The 16,931-nt window shown below is 55.5% G+C and carries 19 protein-coding genes and 1 pseudogene; 1 reads left to right on the forward strand and 19 read right to left on the reverse strand.

Going from position 1 to position 16,931, the window contains the following annotated elements; genetic code table 11:
- Window positions 1-16: 16 nt before the first annotated feature.
- The 13 genes from B7E11_RS25265 to B7E11_RS29210 are packed head-to-tail and all read right to left on the reverse strand — an operon-like array spanning window position 17 to window position 8,937.
- Complete coding sequence (locus B7E11_RS25265) at window positions 17-493, reverse strand: phage tail assembly chaperone (RefSeq protein WP_080839992.1); 477 nt, start codon at window positions 491-493, stop codon at window positions 17-19.
- Between the two features lie 13 nt (window positions 494-506).
- Window positions 507-953 (reverse strand): endoglucanase, encoded by a 447-nt coding sequence (locus B7E11_RS25270; RefSeq protein WP_080839994.1) that lies wholly within the window; start codon window positions 951-953, stop codon window positions 507-509.
- Between the two features lie 13 nt (window positions 954-966).
- Entirely contained in the window at window positions 967-2,388 is a 1,422-nt protein-coding gene (locus B7E11_RS25275) for a phage tail sheath subtilisin-like domain-containing protein (RefSeq protein WP_080839996.1), read from the reverse strand.
- 3 nt (window positions 2,389-2,391) lie between these two features.
- Complete coding sequence (locus B7E11_RS25280) at window positions 2,392-2,595, reverse strand: YqzN/YkzM domain-containing protein (RefSeq protein WP_080839999.1); 204 nt, start codon at window positions 2,593-2,595, stop codon at window positions 2,392-2,394.
- Window positions 2,595-3,479, reverse strand: coding sequence for a hypothetical protein (locus B7E11_RS25285; RefSeq protein WP_080840001.1), 885 nt, complete (start codon window positions 3,477-3,479; stop codon window positions 2,595-2,597). Before B7E11_RS25285 ends, B7E11_RS25280 begins: the two co-directional genes overlap by 1 nt.
- A 16-nt stretch (window positions 3,480-3,495) precedes the next feature.
- Window positions 3,496-3,969, reverse strand: a complete 474-nt coding sequence (locus B7E11_RS25290; RefSeq protein WP_080840004.1) for a hypothetical protein — start codon at window positions 3,967-3,969, stop codon at window positions 3,496-3,498.
- Window positions 3,962-4,285 (reverse strand): head-tail adaptor protein, encoded by a 324-nt coding sequence (locus B7E11_RS25295; RefSeq protein WP_080840005.1) that lies wholly within the window; start codon window positions 4,283-4,285, stop codon window positions 3,962-3,964. The genes B7E11_RS25290 and B7E11_RS25295 overlap by 8 nt, the downstream gene beginning before the upstream one ends.
- A gap of 17 nt (window positions 4,286-4,302) precedes the next feature.
- Window positions 4,303-4,665 (reverse strand): hypothetical protein, encoded by a 363-nt coding sequence (locus B7E11_RS25300; protein WP_080840007.1) that lies wholly within the window; start codon window positions 4,663-4,665, stop codon window positions 4,303-4,305.
- 3 nt (window positions 4,666-4,668) lie between these two features.
- A complete protein-coding gene (locus B7E11_RS25305; RefSeq protein ID WP_080840008.1) occupies window positions 4,669-5,166 on the reverse strand; it encodes a hypothetical protein in 498 nt (165 codons plus the stop codon).
- Between the two features lie 13 nt (window positions 5,167-5,179).
- On the reverse strand, window positions 5,180-6,157 hold the full coding sequence (locus B7E11_RS25310) for a major capsid protein (RefSeq protein ID WP_080840010.1): 978 nt from the start codon (window positions 6,155-6,157) through the stop codon (window positions 5,180-5,182).
- Window positions 6,158-6,180: 23 nt separating this feature from the next.
- On the reverse strand, window positions 6,181-6,582 hold the full coding sequence (locus tag B7E11_RS25315; RefSeq protein WP_080840012.1) for a hypothetical protein: 402 nt from the start codon (window positions 6,580-6,582) through the stop codon (window positions 6,181-6,183).
- Window positions 6,583-6,585: 3 nt separating this feature from the next.
- The gene (locus tag B7E11_RS25320) at window positions 6,586-7,971 is read right to left on the reverse strand and encodes a DUF1541 domain-containing protein (protein ID WP_080840015.1); all 1,386 of its coding nucleotides are present in this window, start codon (window positions 7,969-7,971) and stop codon (window positions 6,586-6,588) included.
- Window positions 7,972-8,937, reverse strand: coding sequence for an XkdF-like putative serine protease domain-containing protein (locus B7E11_RS29210; RefSeq protein ID WP_139787310.1), 966 nt, complete (start codon window positions 8,935-8,937; stop codon window positions 7,972-7,974).
- 175 nt (window positions 8,938-9,112) lie between these two features.
- Between B7E11_RS29210 and B7E11_RS31060 the strand changes: the two genes are divergently transcribed.
- Window positions 9,113-9,979, forward strand: a complete 867-nt coding sequence (locus B7E11_RS31060; RefSeq protein ID WP_425430081.1) for a hypothetical protein — start codon at window positions 9,113-9,115, stop codon at window positions 9,977-9,979.
- A gap of 12 nt (window positions 9,980-9,991) precedes the next feature.
- Here B7E11_RS31060 and B7E11_RS31065 read toward each other — a convergent pair.
- From B7E11_RS31065 to B7E11_RS25355, 6 genes and pseudogenes are all read right to left on the reverse strand, one after another.
- Window positions 9,992-10,867, reverse strand: a pseudogene (locus B7E11_RS31065) (phage minor head protein); the annotation flags it as partial.
- Window positions 10,867-13,095, reverse strand: a complete 2,229-nt coding sequence (locus B7E11_RS29815; protein ID WP_176220893.1) for a Hint domain-containing protein — start codon at window positions 13,093-13,095, stop codon at window positions 10,867-10,869. The gene B7E11_RS29815 and the pseudogene B7E11_RS31065, both read right to left, overlap by 1 nt.
- Before the next feature lie 75 nt (window positions 13,096-13,170).
- Entirely contained in the window at window positions 13,171-13,395 is a 225-nt protein-coding gene (locus B7E11_RS25340; protein ID WP_080840019.1) for a hypothetical protein, read from the reverse strand.
- A complete protein-coding gene (terL, locus tag B7E11_RS25345) occupies window positions 13,395-15,083 on the reverse strand; it encodes a phage terminase large subunit (protein WP_080840021.1) in 1,689 nt (562 codons plus the stop codon). Before terL ends, B7E11_RS25340 begins: the two co-directional genes overlap by 1 nt.
- Entirely contained in the window at window positions 15,052-15,546 is a 495-nt protein-coding gene (locus B7E11_RS25350) for a hypothetical protein (RefSeq protein WP_080840023.1), read from the reverse strand. The genes terL and B7E11_RS25350 overlap by 32 nt, the downstream gene beginning before the upstream one ends.
- Entirely contained in the window at window positions 15,530-16,882 is a 1,353-nt protein-coding gene (locus B7E11_RS25355; RefSeq protein ID WP_080840025.1) for a site-specific DNA-methyltransferase, read from the reverse strand. The genes B7E11_RS25350 and B7E11_RS25355 overlap by 17 nt, the downstream gene beginning before the upstream one ends.
- Window positions 16,883-16,931 lie beyond the last annotated feature (49 nt).

Here is a 16,931-nt window from a genome sequence, read left to right on the forward strand (position 1 = left end):
CGCCCCCCTGCACTTATTAGTTTTTTGCGACTTCTTCCAAGTCCTCGCCGTATCCGCTAAGCTCGTCGATTTTGGCAATGACGGCATCTTTCTCGCCAGCCCGAAGCACCTTGTCGATAAGCGCCGGACCATTCAGAACGTTAAGCTGCTTCCAGGCATCCTTATTGCCCCATACCCGCTGGCGATCTTCTTCCACGGTCGCCTTGTAAATCAGCAAGGAACGGTACTTCGCTGTGTCGGTTTCGTCAGGCATTTTAATGCCGCCAAGCTGCCGGTTCTTTTTGTACGTGGTCGCTTTTTCCTTGCAATCGTTGTACTCGGTCTCCAGCAGCCCACGCACACGGAAGGAAAACAATACCCTTCCCTTGCGCACGATTTCGATCTTGAGCGTTTCCTGCTCCACGTCGCTCGCCGCATCGATCAGGCCGCGAAGGATATCTTCTTCACTTGCAAGAAGCGCCTCCGGCGCCATCTTTTCCTCTTGTTCAGACATCGGTCAATCCTCCTTATTTGTGCGCCCGCAGCACGCCAGTGAAATTCAGAACAGCGTCCGGCGAACCTTTCCGCAGGCTTGCCAGTACCTTCTGGAGCAACGAAGCGTCCCGAACAATGGTCTCCGTGAACGTCAGCGTAACCGAGAAACTCTGCGGGATCGCCCAGGTGATCTTCTCGCCTGCAGGCTGGTAATCGCTGTTGGTGACGTTGATCTGCGCCTGCCACGTATTGACCTCGGCGAGGAAGTTCCCATCGCCGTCGTACAACTCGCCGTCACTGCCGCGTAAAATGTTACGCGGGTCGAATGCTCCTGCGTCCAACAATTGCTGTGCGTCCGGCGCTTCGTTCACGCGGAAGCTCCAAGAACGCTGTAAAATGTCGCCTGTCTGGACGTTCGCCACGTCAATGCTTCCATCCGGCACACAACTGCGGAATACATACCTTGCATCAGTTGGCATCTACGCCACCTCCTTATGCGCTTTGTCTTGCGAACTGGAAGCCGAAATCGAGGTAAACCTTCTCGATGCTGTCCAAGTCCACCAGATCAACGAATTTAAACCATGCCGAATCTCCGACCGGCGCATTGTCCGGATCCACAATCAACTGGCCGGATTCCAAAGCGCCATCGCGGATCATGACGCCGATGATTCCGTTCACGATGGTCACGACGAATGCGCGACCGTCCTCGCTGTTGTCCCATTTTCCGAGATACGGATGCAACGTGAACACAGCGCGGTCAATCAACTCGAACCGAGTGCGAACCCGGCGAATCTTCTTCCATCCCTCGTCCTCGTCAGCAGACAGTGACACCTTCGTGTTGATGCCGTAATCGATCTGTGCCAGCCCCTGCGGATTGAGGGAGAACGTCAGCATGCCGGACTGAACCGCCTCTTTGTACTGCGTGTTGGTCATATCCCCGGTCACGCCGATGGAGCCGATAACTGCTGCATGCGTCAGGCTCTCCTTATAGGAGCTCGAAGCAATCATACCCGCCACGCGGCCAGCCGCTTTCGCACCTTCGATATCGCCAGCGGCTGTCGAGAAGCCATTCCCGACATACACCATCGCGAAATCGTTCAGAGCCTTGGCGTTCGTTTTGCGCGTCTCGAACTCAACGCTTGTCGGTTCCCCGACCACGCCGATGATTCGCCCGCCGCCGCCGTTAATCATGCGATCGACAAACGACTGCAAGCTGGCATGAACCGTCGCGTCCTCAGAATCGACAACGATGGTATCGAAGAACTTGTTCTCCAGATACACGAATGCATCCGTATAGTCCGAACCGGCAATCGTAGGATCGGTTCCGCCTGCAAGGGCTTGGTCGCTAATTGCCGCAAGCGTTCCGCTCCCATCCGCAACCTTGGTGGCTGTCAGGTAGTCACTTCCCGCATTCACAGCTGCCACGATAGCATCTGGCTCAGTTGCGCCTTTTGCAAACGTAATACGCTCCAACTGCGTCGTGCCCTCAAGGACAAGCAACTCACGAACGGTTGCATCCTGCAGAGAATCCCGAACCGTAGCTTTGAAAGCGCGGGATGTTGGATATTTGGTGGTCAGCGTCACGACATCCGCAGGCGTTGCCGCTGTGTCTTTCAGCGTCAGCGTAGCTTCGTCTCCACCCGAACCTACACGAACGACAAACGCCGTAACCGCGCCGCCATTAAAGATTTCATTCACTGTGTCCGGGCCGTTACCCGTTCCGATTTGCCGCTTGATGTTCCCCGGCGCCTCGATTGTGACCACTTTCCCCAATGGCCCCCAGTTCGATTTCACGACCGCTGCGGCAATACCGACCGTACCTGTGACCACTCGGGAACCGCCAGCATTATGCCAGCGAACATACACATCAGGGCGAACCTTCTGCTCGCCTAATACAAACACTTCTCCCGGCATCGATTACACCTCCCGTTTTTTGAAGCGCCGAATGGCATCTTCCACTTCGGACTTCGTGAATTCTTGCTTCCCTGCAAGCCTAAGCGCACCGGCCATCAGGTCGACCGATACGCCAAACGATGCGGACGCGGCCAGCACTTCCGCCTTCGAATACTTGTTTTCCGGCTCTTTGGCCGTTTTGGCTGTTTCTGCTTTTTCGCTTGCCATTATTTCACTACACCTCCGCCATGATCGGAATTGATGGTCAACTGCCCCAGTTTCTCGGCAATTATCGCTTCGTTGAGTACGCCGAACCGGGCGGAAAGGCGAACCTGACCTTCCCGGAATGAATCTTGCGAACTATCCGCAGATACTCGCGTGACGAACATCGGAGAACCGTCGTCCATCCTGATCCGCTTTGCTCTCGCCGCAGCCTCCACCAGTTGACGTATCCAATTCAACCGTGTAGCAGGCGAGGGAGCCAGTATGTGCCCCGCAACGGAAACGGTAACCCATATGCCCCAATTCGTCCTCTCGACCGCCGTAACGCCCGACAAGCGCCAGTACAGGGCAGGCGTTGAATCCGAAGGCGACCACGAAGCAGGGTCGACTTGCAACTCGGCATATTTATCGCCTGCCCATGCATTCAGAGAAGCAATCGGGTCAGGAGAATACGTCGTCTGCGCTGGGAAAGCCAGCAAGTCGAACGAAACAGTCACGCCGACAATCAATTCATCACCGTCGCCCCGGTTCGATGCCTCAAAGGGGTCGGAACGATTCCAACGGAGCGCGGTGACCGGCTCGTCGGCAGGATGAAAGACTGCGCCGTCCAGGAGGGAACGAAGCCGATCCTCTATGACTTCAGGAACAACGGCCGAGGAAACCAGACACCACACATTCAGAATGAGCGCCCCCTCGACCTTTCGCTCCGGATCCCATGACCGATCAGCCACGTAATCCACCCGAGGATACTGCGCATTCGCCCAACCTTCATCGGTATCTTCCGGAGCCTGCCCCCAGAAAATCGCAGGCAATTCAGCGAATACGGAAAGCTGGTCGGAGAGGGTCGCGTCTTGCTGGAGCTTTTGGTAAATCAGTTCTTCCAAGTTCACGCCACATCACCCTCCTTTATTTGAACCGTTTCCCGTATATTCGCTTGATGCCCGGCATTGCCTTGGCTTGAATCTTCCTGACGAACGGTCGCGGCTTCACCGTGTTTCCCGGATCACGACCCGACAGTTCCGGTTCCAGATACTTGATATATGGCACATTGGAATAGATGCTCGCATAAGCCGTGGTGACCTTCCCATGATTCTGCGATCGAGGTCTTGCCTGCCACGACTTACGCAGCAAGCCTGTCCGATTTGCAGGCGGCTCGCCGGGAGCAGAGGCGTTGTAATACTTCGGCTTCCGCCGTGAATCCCGAATCGCCCCAGAACCCGTAAATGGAACGCGGTACCGACGACCGCTGCGCTGTCCGCGAAGGACAAACTGCGAGGCGTTCCTCAATGCGTTGCTTGCCCGATACGCCCGCGACTGCGTGTCCTTTTCGACGTCCCGAACAATACGCTCGCCCGCCGCTTTGATTTCACCGTCACGCATCTTCCCGTTCCTCGCACATGATGATCGTCCATGCGTTCAATTCGCCGGGATTCTCCATGCCCTGAACGTAAAACTTGCGGCCGTTGTAAAGCAGGCGGTCGCCCTGTTTGGTTTGAGGCGCACCCGGCTGAACAATCTGATGAGTAACCGGATGCTGCATTTGCTTCCATTGCAGGCGATCATGAGGCGAGGCATCGGCCAATACGCCCCGAAGGGTACCGACTGCCATCCATGTAGCAGCCCTTGCGCCCTTCCCGTTTAACCCCGTCTTTTTACGTTCGACCTGAAACGTCTTAAGCAGTTTCGGAAGGCTCATCGACCGATCACCTCGCTTTATTTATTGTCGTGCATGCCTGCAGAGAAGTATGGGCTCCCCTTTGAGCCGCTATTGATGGATGGAGCGTTTGCGCTTCTGGCTTTGCGCCGAAGGTCTGCCGCTCGCTTCGCCCATAGTTCCGCTCGTTGCGTATGCTCCAGCGTTAAAGGGCCGACCTTCGTCGTAAGCTCGCGCGCGAACCTCGAAGCAATGGCTTCTGCCGCTTTAGCGAGCGCCCCGATGAACTTCGATTCCGACTGCAGGCAAAAATCCGCTTCCTCGTCGCTGATTAGCGGATCGGCGGCATCTGTATCGCCAAGCTCGAAGCGCAGGCGGTCGCGCGGGCTGGATTGCGGATTTCCGCTATACGTCCATGCCATGACTTACTCCGCCCCGCTGTTTGCTTGAGCGAGTTCTGCAAGCCGGGCGATTATGGACTCCCGCGCCCCTTTGCGTTCTTCCTTCTCCAGAACCGCCTGCAGGCTGACGCTGTCGTCAATGCCTTTCACCGCTTGCTCAACCTCATCGTTGGTCATCGCCAGAAGGGAGGATACCAACTCCTGATCGACCTCTCCATCGGATGGTCGGTCGGTTGCAGGCTCGCTTCCGCCACTGGCGGCCTGCAGGCTCGCACCGATCTGCTCTGCTACGCGATCGGCAAACTCCTCAATGTTCGGAACCGCTCCGATTCGTTCAGCCACCGCTTCAGAGAGCTTATCCAGCGCCTCCGCGCCATCCTCCACCTCTTCAACCTCCGGCAGATGGATGATCCACCCGAGGGAAAGGAGCGCCCGCAAAGACTTAAACGCCTCTGCGGGAATGCGACTGCCGCGTTCGTACACTTCGCCGTCGGCTTTAATCGTTCGCATTGCAACATACATTGCACCCGCCCCCTTAACCTACGCAGTTGCTGAAGAAGATGCCGAGGTCTTGCGCGACGACCTTCATGTCATACGCCATGCGCACTTCAAACCAGTCGCTGTGCGCCCGCTCGTCGCGTCCTCTCCAAACGCCAGATTGGAATGCTGCATTGCCGAGAAGGCCGGTCCAGCTAAACGTGTAGCCGCCAGAAGGTTGATCCAGCCCCGGACTTGGCGCGGCATAAACAAGCAATGCGTCCGTCTTCGGCAAAATGAACTCGAACGAATCTGCAACGCCCTCGGCAGCGGTATTGTGAACCCCGCCCGGAATCAAAACACGTTCTACGCCGAACAATTCAGCAAGCAGGTCCTGCGTGATAACCCCGCGAGCCGTGTACTTGACCCGATCAACCACGTCAGGATGGTTCTTCAGGATGCGGAATGTTTTCCGTCCCAGAACCAGCACGTTCGGCTCAAAGCCCGTATTCTCGGCAATGATATCCTTCTTCTCGTCGATGTCCTCGATCGGCGTGGAGTTCGCCTGATCCCATTGCAGGAATTGTCCGGCGCTCGGAGCGCTCGACGTACCTGCAAGGTCAGTGCCCCATACACCCGTTTTGAAATACTTGCTCGCCCAATCGCGGTCGCGATGGATCAGGTGCTGTTGAGTCAAGAAGCGAATGCGGGATTGCTCCGGGTCATACGGAGCCGTAGCGTTGGCGCGTTCCCGATCGTCGAGGTTCGAGGACAGGCCTTGCTCCTCGGCGTAATACGGCTTCTTGTCCAGGTCGAACCCGGCGACGCGGGATTGACCGCCCAGCGGGCGCTTGCCCACTTCGTCGCGGAAGAAGTGCCCGCGCGGGAATTCCAGATAAAAATCGCTGGCCTTCGCCACCGGAACAACCGGGAAAACTTTGTCTGCAACGAATTTGTCGTTGCTCTGGATATAGGCCACGCTGACATTCGTCAGCAATTGATCGACGTGGCCTTGATTCGGTGTAGGATTAGGCATGCTTTGTCACCTCTCTTGTTTTATTAGGCCGTAAGCCCAGCATGAATGATAACGACCGGAACGATCTGCCCGGCAGCCCCTGCATCTTGAAGCGCGATAGCCAAAACCTTGTCGCCTGTGATCGCGCCGGTGCCCGTATCGGCAGTTGCAGCGTTCGCCTCAACCAATTGACCGGTTGCGTTCGGCGTCAGCAGGTCGCCCGCCTGGAACGCGGCGCCAGCTACTGCCTTGGAAACATTGGCGACTTGAATCGTGGCTGTTTGCCCCAGTTTCGGGTCATCGACCAGAATGCCGACTGCAAACTCGCCAGCGCCAGCCAGAACCGCATTTCCATCCGCGTCGAGTTTCACTGCTTTGTACTGACTAGCCGACAGATCGGCTCCTGCAGGCGCAGTGATGAATGGACCGTATTGTTCGTATGCCATGGATTACACCCCCTTGCGGTAAGCTTCCACCAGTTCCGGATGCTTCTCGGCAACCTTGGTGATCGCTTGCTCTTTCGTCAATTTGGAATCAGACTTCATCATTTCCTCGGCGGCTTTCTCGATCTTCGCCCAAGTATCGCTTGCGCCGCCGCTTCCGCCGCCCTTGCCAACTTCCTCAAACAACTTGCCGGTTGCGATAGCCTCATCCGCAGCCTTCAAAACCTCTTCAAGCTTGGCGAATTGCTCCGGCGACTTCTCGGCGATTTCCTTCAGCACCAGGCCGAACTCCTCCGGCTGGATCGGCAGACCGCGATAGCCCGAAGCCTTGGCGATGAATTCCTTCTTCACGCGGGCTTCCTGCTCGCGCTTCGCCACATCCTCGGCTTCCTTCGCCCGCTTTTCCATTTCCTCGAAGCGTTTGCGCACTTCCGGGTTTACACCCTTCCACACATCCTCGGGATCGGGGTTATTCGCCTTCTTCAGTTTGGCTTCTGCTTCCTCCGCCCGTTTCTTGAGGTCTGCAACCTCCTTCTCCTGCTTGTTCAGGGCATCCAAAATAGCGGAGCGTTGATCCTCCGGAAAACCCTTCAAAATCTCTTCCATCGTCGGCATTGTGCCTCTCTCCCCTTTCTTTTCCACCTTGGCGGCGGTTAGAATTTCATCAATCGCGGACATCGCCTGTTCGAGGCGCTTCATGTTCGCATCGGAAATCACTTTCCCAGCCTTTGCAACCTCTTCGGCAAAACTGTCCATGTCGGACAGTGTGTCCTTCGTTTTCTGCATTGCGACCTCGTCCATTTTCTCTTCCAGATCAGGAAGCAAGTCCATCAGGCTCCCCATGTACTGGATCAAAGAACGCTGAATCAGTTCGCCCTTGTTCTGGGCTTCAGAATCCATGATCGAGCGAATGCTCGTTCGCAGTGCGTCTTGCAGCCTCCACCACTGCTCGTCCATCTTGGAGTCGCGGAGCGCATCGGCAAAGGATACCGGGTCGCTGTTTCGTTTGAAAAGTGCGGCAATCCTATCTCTCAGGCTCAAATTACCACCCCCTTTCCCGCCGCCCTTTGACATCCCTGTCATTTTCATACCCGATTTCACTTCTGCACCTTCAGGCGCTGGCTTCAACTCGGATTCAGCAAGCCACTTGTGAATCTTGCCATCGCCGAAGTCAATTCCATAGACTGGCTCATCTGCGATAAGTGCGATTTTCCCAACACTGCCCTTCATTCCAGGCATGTGATTGACTGTTGCCTCTACGAGGTCGCCTTTGTTGTACTTTGATTTGCCAGAGGCCTCGCGCTTGAACAAAACGACGCGTGCTCGCGGATTCGCAGGAGAATCGACAAGCGAGCCTTCATGAACCCGAATGTCTCGTAACTTTCCAGGCATCTACATCGTCACCTCCTCCCTGATGGCCTTCCCGCCAATGGAGAAGGCGTCGTACTCCCCGCTTTTGACTTTCGCCCATACTTCCGGTTCATCTATCTTGAACCCGACCCACCAGCCAATAGGGAGCGTTCCTGCAGGAATGCCCAAGGCTTGCTGTTTTTCGCGGGTAAAAACCATAGATTCGACCAGCCTGCCGATCCCGTCCCATCGTTCGTGCATTTCGCCAGCCTTGCGGGCGTAGAGGACGAAGTCGTAAGCCATGCGTTCAAGCTCGTCCGGCTCGATAATGTCGTCATGATGGTCAATGACCAGAGTGCCGTCCTCTTCCTCGGACACCGAGAGCCACCCGAACACAAGGTGCTGGTCGTCGTTGAGTTTGGCAATCTGCACATCCGCCTGCCAATCGTCTCCTTCAGGAGAGCTCCCTGTCTTGAAGAATGCGCCCAGCCCGAGAAGCGGAAAGGTGTGCGAAGTCGCTTCCCCGAACTTAACGTGAAGCCATGGGAACGTCACATTCACCGATTCACCATGGGCGAACACTGCGTCCATATCAGGATCGACGTAAGCCAGCGTAATGTGCGGCGTGTAGCCGTGCGCCTTGCTGGGCGGATACCCGACAGCCTCCAAGCACCGAACCAAGTCCTGACGGAAATCAGGAAGCTCGGGAGCATCAAACGACGAATAGATGACATCCTTCCCATCCGATGTGCCGGAAGCGAAGAAACGACCCAACCCGCCGACCATTCCAGTCATGGGATTGTATCGCCCAGCGAAGTCCGACAACGCATCCAGCACCTTCTGCTTGTTGTCGTCATCCATGCTGCCAGCGCCCGGCACGTAAGCCAGCGTCAGATGCATGTCCTCCGGCTTTTCCCCACCTTCAATGGCGAGTTGCTCGGCAATCGGTCGTGGGAGCCAGAAGCCGACCCAAAGGCCGTTGTGCCCCTTTCGTATATCCTCGAACATTCGCTCTCTCACCCCCTTGTCGTTATTCTTCCAGGTAGATCACCGTGCATCTGCAATTATGTGTTATGATGTTCTCAGCCAAATACCATCCTTGCTTAGTTTGGAGGTTATAGACATGAGTAGAGCCTTCCCACCGTCGCACCTCGACAACGTCCGCAAACTTTACGAGAGCGGAATGTCTGTCCAGGAGATTGCAAAGCAATTCAATACCGTCCCGTCCACCGTTTACGGATGGCTTCAGCGAGCCAGAGCCAACATCAGACCGATCGGTCAAACTAACCGAGTCGCGTTTCTGGCGCGGTACGCCCACATAGCCGATGACATCATCCAGCGATACCGCGCTGGAGATTCCGTCCTTAAGCTCTCCAAAGACTTCGAGATGACCAGAGGAACCGTAAGCCGAATCCTCTCGGCTCATGGCATCGAACCTCGAAACGCCAGTGAAGCGACCAAAATCCGATTGTCCAAGATGACCGCCAGTGAGAGAATCGAACTTACTTCTGCCGCACATGAAGCACGTCGAGGAAGCCGATCCAGCCAACGGCATAAAATCAACGCTGCCAAAACCCAGCAGAGGAAGCCTAAAAGGAACACCACTTCGCATGCTGAAGATTACGTCGCTCAAAAGCTTGCCGAGTCGGGATTTAAAGTTTCCCGCCAGCTTGCGATAGGACCATACAATGCCGACATCGCCGTCAATACCGTCGCCGTGGAAATCTTCTGCGGCAATTGGCACGCTTCTCCGAAGCATGCTACCATCCTCAAAGAACGAACCCGGTATTTGTTCAACAGCGGTTGGAACGTGCTGATAATCCGGTTCAAAAGCGCGAGCGAGACGTTGAGCGTCAGTGGATTTCACCAACTGGTCGCCTTCCTGAATTTCTCCGGCAGCGACCCAGCCGCGCCGCGTCAATACCGGATGATTGGGAGTGACGGAAAGCTCATCGCCATCCGCTGTGCGCAATGTGATGATTCGTCCTTCAAACCATCGTTTAACGCCTCCGACAAGGTTCGGTGCGATCACCTTAGTTCCGGGGAGTAAGCAATGTGGATGAAGCGGCGGTGTTGGCACATAAGGCAGCTTCTTGGTCGCGCCAAAAAAGCTCTCGTTCATCTCGATGATCTTCCCGTCCAGCGGACCGCAATACGAACAAACGCGCTCATCATCAGCGGTTAGGAATTGCTTCCGAACCCTACCGATCAGCCCCTGCTCTTGCGCCTGACGAACGGATTGGTCTGCTCCGTGGTTGTATGCGAACGCAAGTTCTGTCCTCGCAATCCGCATCGCACGATGCCGATGAATCCGGTTGGCATAATTAAGTGCCTGCCGCTGTGCATCTTCGACCGGAATACCATTCTCAATTTGTTCTTGGAAGAAGCGGCGCACCGCCTCCGCCTCTCGTGGTACCATGCCGATCATCGGACGCAGAAAACGGCTCAATTCATCCGCGCTCAACTGCTTGCCTGTAATCTCGCCAAGCAAGTACATGCGCCGCGAGACGAACCGTATAGCCTCGTGTTGGCTTTCCGTAAGATTTACAGCCAGTTCACTGGTGCGGTTCGTCATCCAGTCCGTAATCGCCCGAGCGGCAGGGTCAAACACAAAGCGGTCAATCTCGATGTGCGAGGCGGCCGCTTCCATGGCATCGCGCCATTTCGGAGCAATCTTCTCGTTGACCATGACCGCGTAATCGTTGCGCCATTCGTTCAACGTCTGCTGCGAGATATCCCCGCCCATCAAGACGTTGGTCAATTCGCCATATTTCAGCGATTCTCTCTGGGCGTTCCAGACTTCGAACAGAACACGCTGCAAGTCCGGCTCTTCCTGATTGAGGTACTCGTGCATTACTTTCAGCACTTCGGCATTATCCCGCAGCGCCTGCAGTCTCAGTGACTTGGTGACAACCGTCCCTTTCCGCACCAGCAGCATTATTCCTCGTCCTCCATGCGCTCGGGAAGGTGGGCGACTTGCCGCACATAACTCTCGAGCTCCGGATCCGGAACGATTACGCCGACGCCTGTCATGTCCTTGATGAATGCACCAAGCTCCTTCAGGTCGGGAGATTCGATATCCCCATGAACGAGCCTCGGCAAGTCCTCCTGCGGAAGCCCTGGATTCAGGGCAAACAGTCTCGGTATTGCGTATCGGTTGAACACAGCGGCAATGCTATCAAGCCATGCGCCGAGAGCCACACCGAATAAGTCCGTCTTGGAACTGGCAAGGGCGAAACTCCCGACCTTCTCATGCCCGAGCAGGATGAAATCCGCCAGAACCGTCATGGCAATGCGTCGGTCGTACCGCTCGATCACAGCCCCGACATCGATCTGGCGCCTGCCGCCCGTAGAGAGCAAACTGAATTCCCAACCGTTCGGCTTCACAACGCCCTCCATCTGGTCGCGGCGAACACCCTGCACCATTTCCTCAGCTTCCCGGCGCAGGCGAACCATATCCGGGTCACTGCCGTCCCAAATGTTCAGATTCTCCGGCGGCGTAAGAACTGGCAGACCGGCAAGATCGCGCTCAATGCCGATGCCCTCAATTTCCTCGATCCGGCGTTTGAAGTACCAGCAGTTCCCTGACCATGAGCACTTCCCGTTCCGTCTCGTATAAACGATGCCGTTATTCGTGGATGGACAATATACTTTCCCGGTGTACCGCTTGCGCCCCCATTTAGCACGCATGTTCGAGAAAGGCTTGCCGGCCGTTACAACCCAGACTCCTTCACCAAAACCAGTTCCATCTTGCCAACGAACAGCAGGTCGAAGTCCAGCAAGGAGAATAAGATGCATCAAGTCGTCAGCCATATTCTTGCTCGACGTGTATATGACTTGGGTTCCGCGATAACCATCCGCTGTGTCGCCAATGACCGTTCCGTCACCATCGGCATAGGCTCTCAGGAGCTCCTTGATTTGAGAGGACGACCACTCGAAAACATATAGCGGAACATGACGCGTCTGTTGCTTGCCGAATGGAGCAAGGTGGTCGTGGATATCCCTGCGAGTGAATGTCCATCTCACCTTTTTGCCGTCCTTTTGTTCAAAGCACGACCACGGAAGCTGCGAAACCAAACGGCGAATTTCGTCGGCAACTGGACCTTCGTTCTGCGTTATTCCGGTTTCATGGCGAACTCCATCAGACCACGTATGCCCCTCAGACAGCCAAAAACCCAAGAAAGGCGACCAGAGCGATACTGGAATATCGTAATCGCCGACCTTAACAGTCGACGCATCGGATGCCGCCCACTGTCCTGACGCGCTAAATGAAACGCTCTTCGGACAATCAGATGCTTCGATGAATTCGAAATTGGCTTTATGATCTCTGCGAACCCACATGCGGTGGTTTGGCGTCACGAGTTGATCGACAAATCTGCTGTATGCATGGATCAACTCGCCATCATAGTCGTACTCCCATACTGCTACTGGATTTTGATATTCAACGCATCCAGTTACGGGATGTAAGGTCGCTAACCGGTCTGCCGTTGTGATGTCGCCGACGAACTTCCAACCTCTTTCGGTAAGCAGTTCAGTATCCGACGAAAAACAACGGTAAGCATTCCGCAGGATACTCCTACCCTCTGGACTTCCTTTCTCAATCTTCGTTCGGAACAGCAGAGCCTTGTCCATGGGAATGGTGCGCGAAATGAAATCCGGCGGCGGTTGTTGTCGCATTGCCTGTATCCCGCCCGATTCATCAAACTCCCATTCCAAGAGCGTCTCCTGCGCCCGAATCGGGAGTTTGCGCCAGCCGATTCTGCCATCCCTGTACTTGCTGTTCTTCGTTGGGTCTTTGTTTTCGCCGAGTCTGCGCTTGTACACCGTCTCATGGAAGCTCCAGCCGTAAACGAGGAACGAAAGAATCTCGCTGATGGTGTCTCCCCACGTCTGGCTCATATCTTCCAAGCAGGATTCCAAGAACTCGGCAGCCTCCAAGTCCGCATTATTCTGCGAAACCGGATCCACTCGCCAACTGACCTGACGCATCAGCATCTCGATGGCAAACATGATCGCCCCGACAACCGGGTCGTTCTCTCTCATTTCTCGATAAACCCGAATAGCGTTCATGCCGCTCAATTCGGGTAGGAATTCTTCATGGATACGCCCGCCCCAGCGTTTCAGGCCGGTGCGTCCAACTTCTGAAAATGTTTGATAGTTTGGCAACAAGCTCACCTCCGATGTTGCCTTCTCACTATATAGGTGGCAAACGTAAGGGCAGGATCGCGAACGGCGCCCGAATCAAGGGAAAACACTGCGCAATTTCGCCTCTTCCCACGGTTTGATAATGCGGTAATACCCATTGAGTGCCGCGTTATTCTGCCTGTGAATTCCCTCGCAGAATAGTCCGGCGGCGTGAAGCATGACCGCAATGTCCAACTCGTTCGAAGCAACGATGTAAAGGCGCTCCTTCCCGTCCTTTCCGTTCGTTCTGACGATTGTCGGTAGTTCTGGAATCCAACCCATCACGAACGTCTCCAATACGACGTCGTTCCAACCCCACTCGGAGCCACGCGAGAAGGCGGTTTATTCAGGAATAATTCATTCAGTCCACCAGATACCGTATCGACGATATCATCATGCGGAGCTTCATCAGGGAACCCCAGCAGTTCCTCCTCGGCCTTGCTGATCCACGTCGAGCTTGCCGGATGATAGACGCGGTGATTCTCGTAATGAACCGCAGCACTTCCCGCGCGGGCAACCTTGGACTTGTCCGGCTTATCCTCTGCAATCGGGATGCCGGAATGGTTCTTCATTGTCTGAAACAGGGCCAGTCCTGCCGACTTTGCCTCCAACACGACACGCTCCGGCTTGTGCTTCAGGTAATTCTGCTCCAATACGGCTGGCTGTTTCGGCACTTCGTACTTGTCGTGGTGCAGATCGAGCCATAACGCATCGCCATCCCGCGTCAGCCCCCACGTGGAAAGAGCAAAGAAGTCGGAACGCGACTCTTCCGTTGCAGCAGGGTCGCAATACTGGATGATTCGAATGATGTCTCGCTTCAGGACTTTCTTCGGCGGCTTATCATCCCCCGGATGCAGGATGTAATGGTCGCCCATGTCCTCGTAGTAACGAAAGTCCTTGCTCTTGAATATCTTCCCTTCTGGCGGCGTACCCTTGCCCTGGTACATGCTGTGCCATCCGTTCGAACCGACGTCCCTCTTGCGCTGTTCAAGCGCCTCCTCCGGCCAGCGTTCCGGCCAGAGCGCCCGCGACTTATCGTGTAGCTTCACGCGAGAACAGAACATCTCGCTACTGTAACCCCAATTCTCTGGCGGAGCTCCTATCTCTTCCGGTTCAAAGCCTAGCGCTGCGAGGCGCTCAACGAACCCCTCCAGCTTCTGCCGATCCCAGGAAAGGACGAGCGCGAAAGCCGCCTCTTCTTCCCATTCGCCCTCCTTATATTCGCTCAAGGCTGGCGTATGAATGGTTACCCAGCCGCCATCGCGGTCTTTGATCAGGTCGGCGGCGATATCGTCATGGTGCCAGCGTGTCGTGACCATGACCGCCCGTCCCGTTTTGCTCAACCGGCTCATGACCTGACGGCGGAATCGACGCTTGGTGCGCTCCCGGTATGTCGGCGAACTTGCTGTATCCTCGGAGTGAGGGTCGTCCACCAGCACAACGTGTGCGCGGCGACCGATGATCGGACCGTCAAACCCTGCGGCCGCAAACGTGGCATCCTTATCCCCTCGATCATCGCGCCAGAGAAACCATTCACCCTCGCCCCAGCCTTTGACCCGGTCGGGCTTCGTATCAGGGAATATCTCCCGGTAGATTTCATTTCCCTCGACGGTGTCACGAACCGCGACGCTGTTCAGTTTCGAGAGTGTGGCCGTAACGGTGACGTGAAGCAAATGCATGTTCGGATTCCGTCCGATTTGCCATGCCGACCATATCTGGGAACACCATACGGTCTTTGCATGCTCCGGCGGAGCCACAATGAGCAGTCGATTCAGCGATTCGTCCGACAGAGCGGCAATCCAGAGTTCATGATGCCGAGCCGGGCGGACAGGTTTCCCCGTGTCGTCGCGCCAAACCATTTCTCCGAACCAGCCAAGGTCTTGTCTGGCATCTTCGAGCGCCGCCTGCCAAATCACCTCTGGCGGCAGGCTTTGAATGTTACGGCTGACGGAGCGCGGAACGGATGACATCGCGCATCTGCTCCTTTTCGTCAGGATTTTTCAGAACCTCCTCAATGCGGACGAATATCTCCTGACGGTTGGTATTGGTCACATTCACGTCCTGCTTCACCTCGGCATGTACCTTGTCCTTGCGTCCCCAGCGGTCGGGATACTTGCGCTCAAGCCTCCATGCCGCTGCCTGCCAGTTCTCCTTTGCCGCATTGGCGATGATCAGAACGTCCCGAACCTCGGCATCCGCCATAGCCTTTTCTATTGCGTCCGAAAACGCAACGAATGGAGCCTCTGTCGCCTTTGGCTTACGGTTCGTCCCAGCAATGCGGTCTTTCTCTCGAGCTCCCCGTTTCATCCAATCGTAGAGGGTGTTCTTCGAAATTCCGGCATAAGCTGCGGCAGTTTCGATGTAATTCCCCATTTTGATGGCTTCAACGATCTTCTGCTGGACTTCCGGGGTCAACTTAATCGGTCTGGCCATTAAGCAGCACTCCTTTCTGTCCCGTCAATTTCTCCCAACGCTTCACAATGACGTCGCAGTAAACAGGATCCAATTCCATCAGATAGGCAGAGCGCCCCGTCTGTTCGGCAGCAACTAATGTCGAGCCGCCCCCCCCAAATAGGTCAAGAACAATATCTCCGGGTCGGCTGGAATTCTGCATCGCGCGAGCCGGGATACCGACAGGCTTCATCGTGGGATGATCCGGGTTCTTGGCCGGCTTCTCGAAGCACCAAATGGACGTGTGTTCGTCATTCCCGGCATACACCACCTCGTACTTGGGTACCCGAAGCACCACGCTTTGTACGCCCACCGTGACGGTGAGAAGGGCGCTGCCATCCGCTTCCGGTTTAATGGTGAGGACGTTGTCACTCTCGATAACGGTGGTTTGCTTCCGTCCGCCGAACCACCGATGCTTCGCCCCCGGCTTCCAGCCGTACAGAATCGGCTCATGCCTCCATTGATAGTCCTGCCTTCCGAGGACAAGTGAATCCTTCACCCAGATGATGCATTGTTTCATGAGCCAGCCGGCCTCCACCATCGCCGTGCGGAAGTTGATGCCTTCGCTATCCGCGTGGCAGATGTAAATCGCTCCTCCGGGCTTCGTCACAGCAAACATGCTGGCGAACGAATCGATCAGGAATTGCTTAAACTCGTCATCTGCCATGTCGTCATTCTGAATCTTCATGCCCGTGCCGCCTTCATAATTCACGTTGTACGGTGGATCGGTAAACACCATATCAGCTTCCGCGCCATCCATGAGCTTCTCCACGTCCGTGATAAAGGTCGCGTCTCCGCACATCAAGCGGTGCCGCCCCAGCACCCACACATCACCGGGCTTTGTAATCGGCTCTTTAATCTCGCTCGCTTCGGCTTCCGGGTCAAAATCGTCCTCGTCCGTTTCCTCTTCCACATGAAACTGCGTCATGAGATCGGCAATTTCATCCTCGGTGAAGCCGGTCAGTTCTATGTCGAGGTTCCCGGTATCCAATTCCTCCAGCAAATCTTTCAGCTTCGGAAGGTCCCAATTCCCCGATATCTTGTTCAGCGCGATATTGAGCGCCTTTTCCCGTTCGTCGTCCAGGTCAACCACAGAACATAAGATTTCCTGCTCTCCCTTCCCCAGCAGAATCTTGAAACGCTGATGCCCGCCGACGAGGTTCCCCGTCCGCTCGTTCCAGACGCACGGTTCCACGTACCCAAACTCATCGATGGATCGCTTCAATTTTTCGTATTCGGGATCGCCGGGCTTCAGGTCAAGCCGAGGATTGTATGCTGCCGGATTGATCTGGCTGATAGGGATTTTCCGTATTTCCATCGGTTCGCACTTCCTCTCTTCGCGTAATCCTCTTTACTTACAGGTGGCA

It is taken from the genome of Cohnella massiliensis (assembly GCF_900169535.1).
GTDB classification, from domain to species: Bacteria; Bacillota; Bacilli; order Paenibacillales; family Paenibacillaceae; genus Cohnella; species Cohnella algarum.

Bases quoted from the DNA above. Each gene is read 5' to 3' on its own strand.
- B7E11_RS25265 (WP_080839992.1), bottom strand. From the start codon at position 493: ATGTCTGAACAAGAGGAAAAGATGGCGCCGGAGGCGCTTCTTGCAAGT.
- B7E11_RS25270 (WP_080839994.1), bottom strand. From the start codon at position 953: ATGCCAACTGATGCAAGGTATGTATTCCGCAGTTGTGTGCCGGATGGA.
- B7E11_RS25275 (WP_080839996.1), bottom strand. From the start codon at position 2,388: ATGCCGGGAGAAGTGTTTGTATTAGGCGAGCAGAAGGTTCGCCCTGAT.
- B7E11_RS25280 (WP_080839999.1), bottom strand. From the start codon at position 2,595: ATGGCAAGCGAAAAAGCAGAAACAGCCAAAACGGCCAAAGAGCCGGAA.
- B7E11_RS25290 (WP_080840004.1), bottom strand. From the start codon at position 3,969: ATGCGTGACGGTGAAATCAAAGCGGCGGGCGAGCGTATTGTTCGGGAC.
- B7E11_RS25295 (WP_080840005.1), bottom strand. From the start codon at position 4,285: ATGAGCCTTCCGAAACTGCTTAAGACGTTTCAGGTCGAACGTAAAAAG.
- B7E11_RS25300 (WP_080840007.1), bottom strand. From the start codon at position 4,665: ATGGCATGGACGTATAGCGGAAATCCGCAATCCAGCCCGCGCGACCGC.
- B7E11_RS25305 (WP_080840008.1), bottom strand. From the start codon at position 5,166: ATGTATGTTGCAATGCGAACGATTAAAGCCGACGGCGAAGTGTACGAA.
- B7E11_RS25310 (WP_080840010.1), bottom strand. From the start codon at position 6,157: ATGCCTAATCCTACACCGAATCAAGGCCACGTCGATCAATTGCTGACG.
- B7E11_RS25315 (WP_080840012.1), bottom strand. From the start codon at position 6,582: ATGGCATACGAACAATACGGTCCATTCATCACTGCGCCTGCAGGAGCC.
- B7E11_RS25320 (WP_080840015.1), bottom strand. From the start codon at position 7,971: ATGCCTGGAAAGTTACGAGACATTCGGGTTCATGAAGGCTCGCTTGTC.
- B7E11_RS29210 (WP_139787310.1), bottom strand. From the start codon at position 8,937: ATGTTCGAGGATATACGAAAGGGGCACAACGGCCTTTGGGTCGGCTTC.
- B7E11_RS31060 (WP_425430081.1), top strand. From the start codon at position 9,113: ATGTCTGTCCAGGAGATTGCAAAGCAATTCAATACCGTCCCGTCCACC.
- B7E11_RS25340 (WP_080840019.1), bottom strand. From the start codon at position 13,395: ATGGGTTGGATTCCAGAACTACCGACAATCGTCAGAACGAACGGAAAG.
- terL (WP_080840021.1), bottom strand. From the start codon at position 15,083: ATGTCATCCGTTCCGCGCTCCGTCAGCCGTAACATTCAAAGCCTGCCG.
- B7E11_RS25350 (WP_080840023.1), bottom strand. From the start codon at position 15,546: ATGGCCAGACCGATTAAGTTGACCCCGGAAGTCCAGCAGAAGATCGTT.
- B7E11_RS25355 (WP_080840025.1), bottom strand. From the start codon at position 16,882: ATGGAAATACGGAAAATCCCTATCAGCCAGATCAATCCGGCAGCATAC.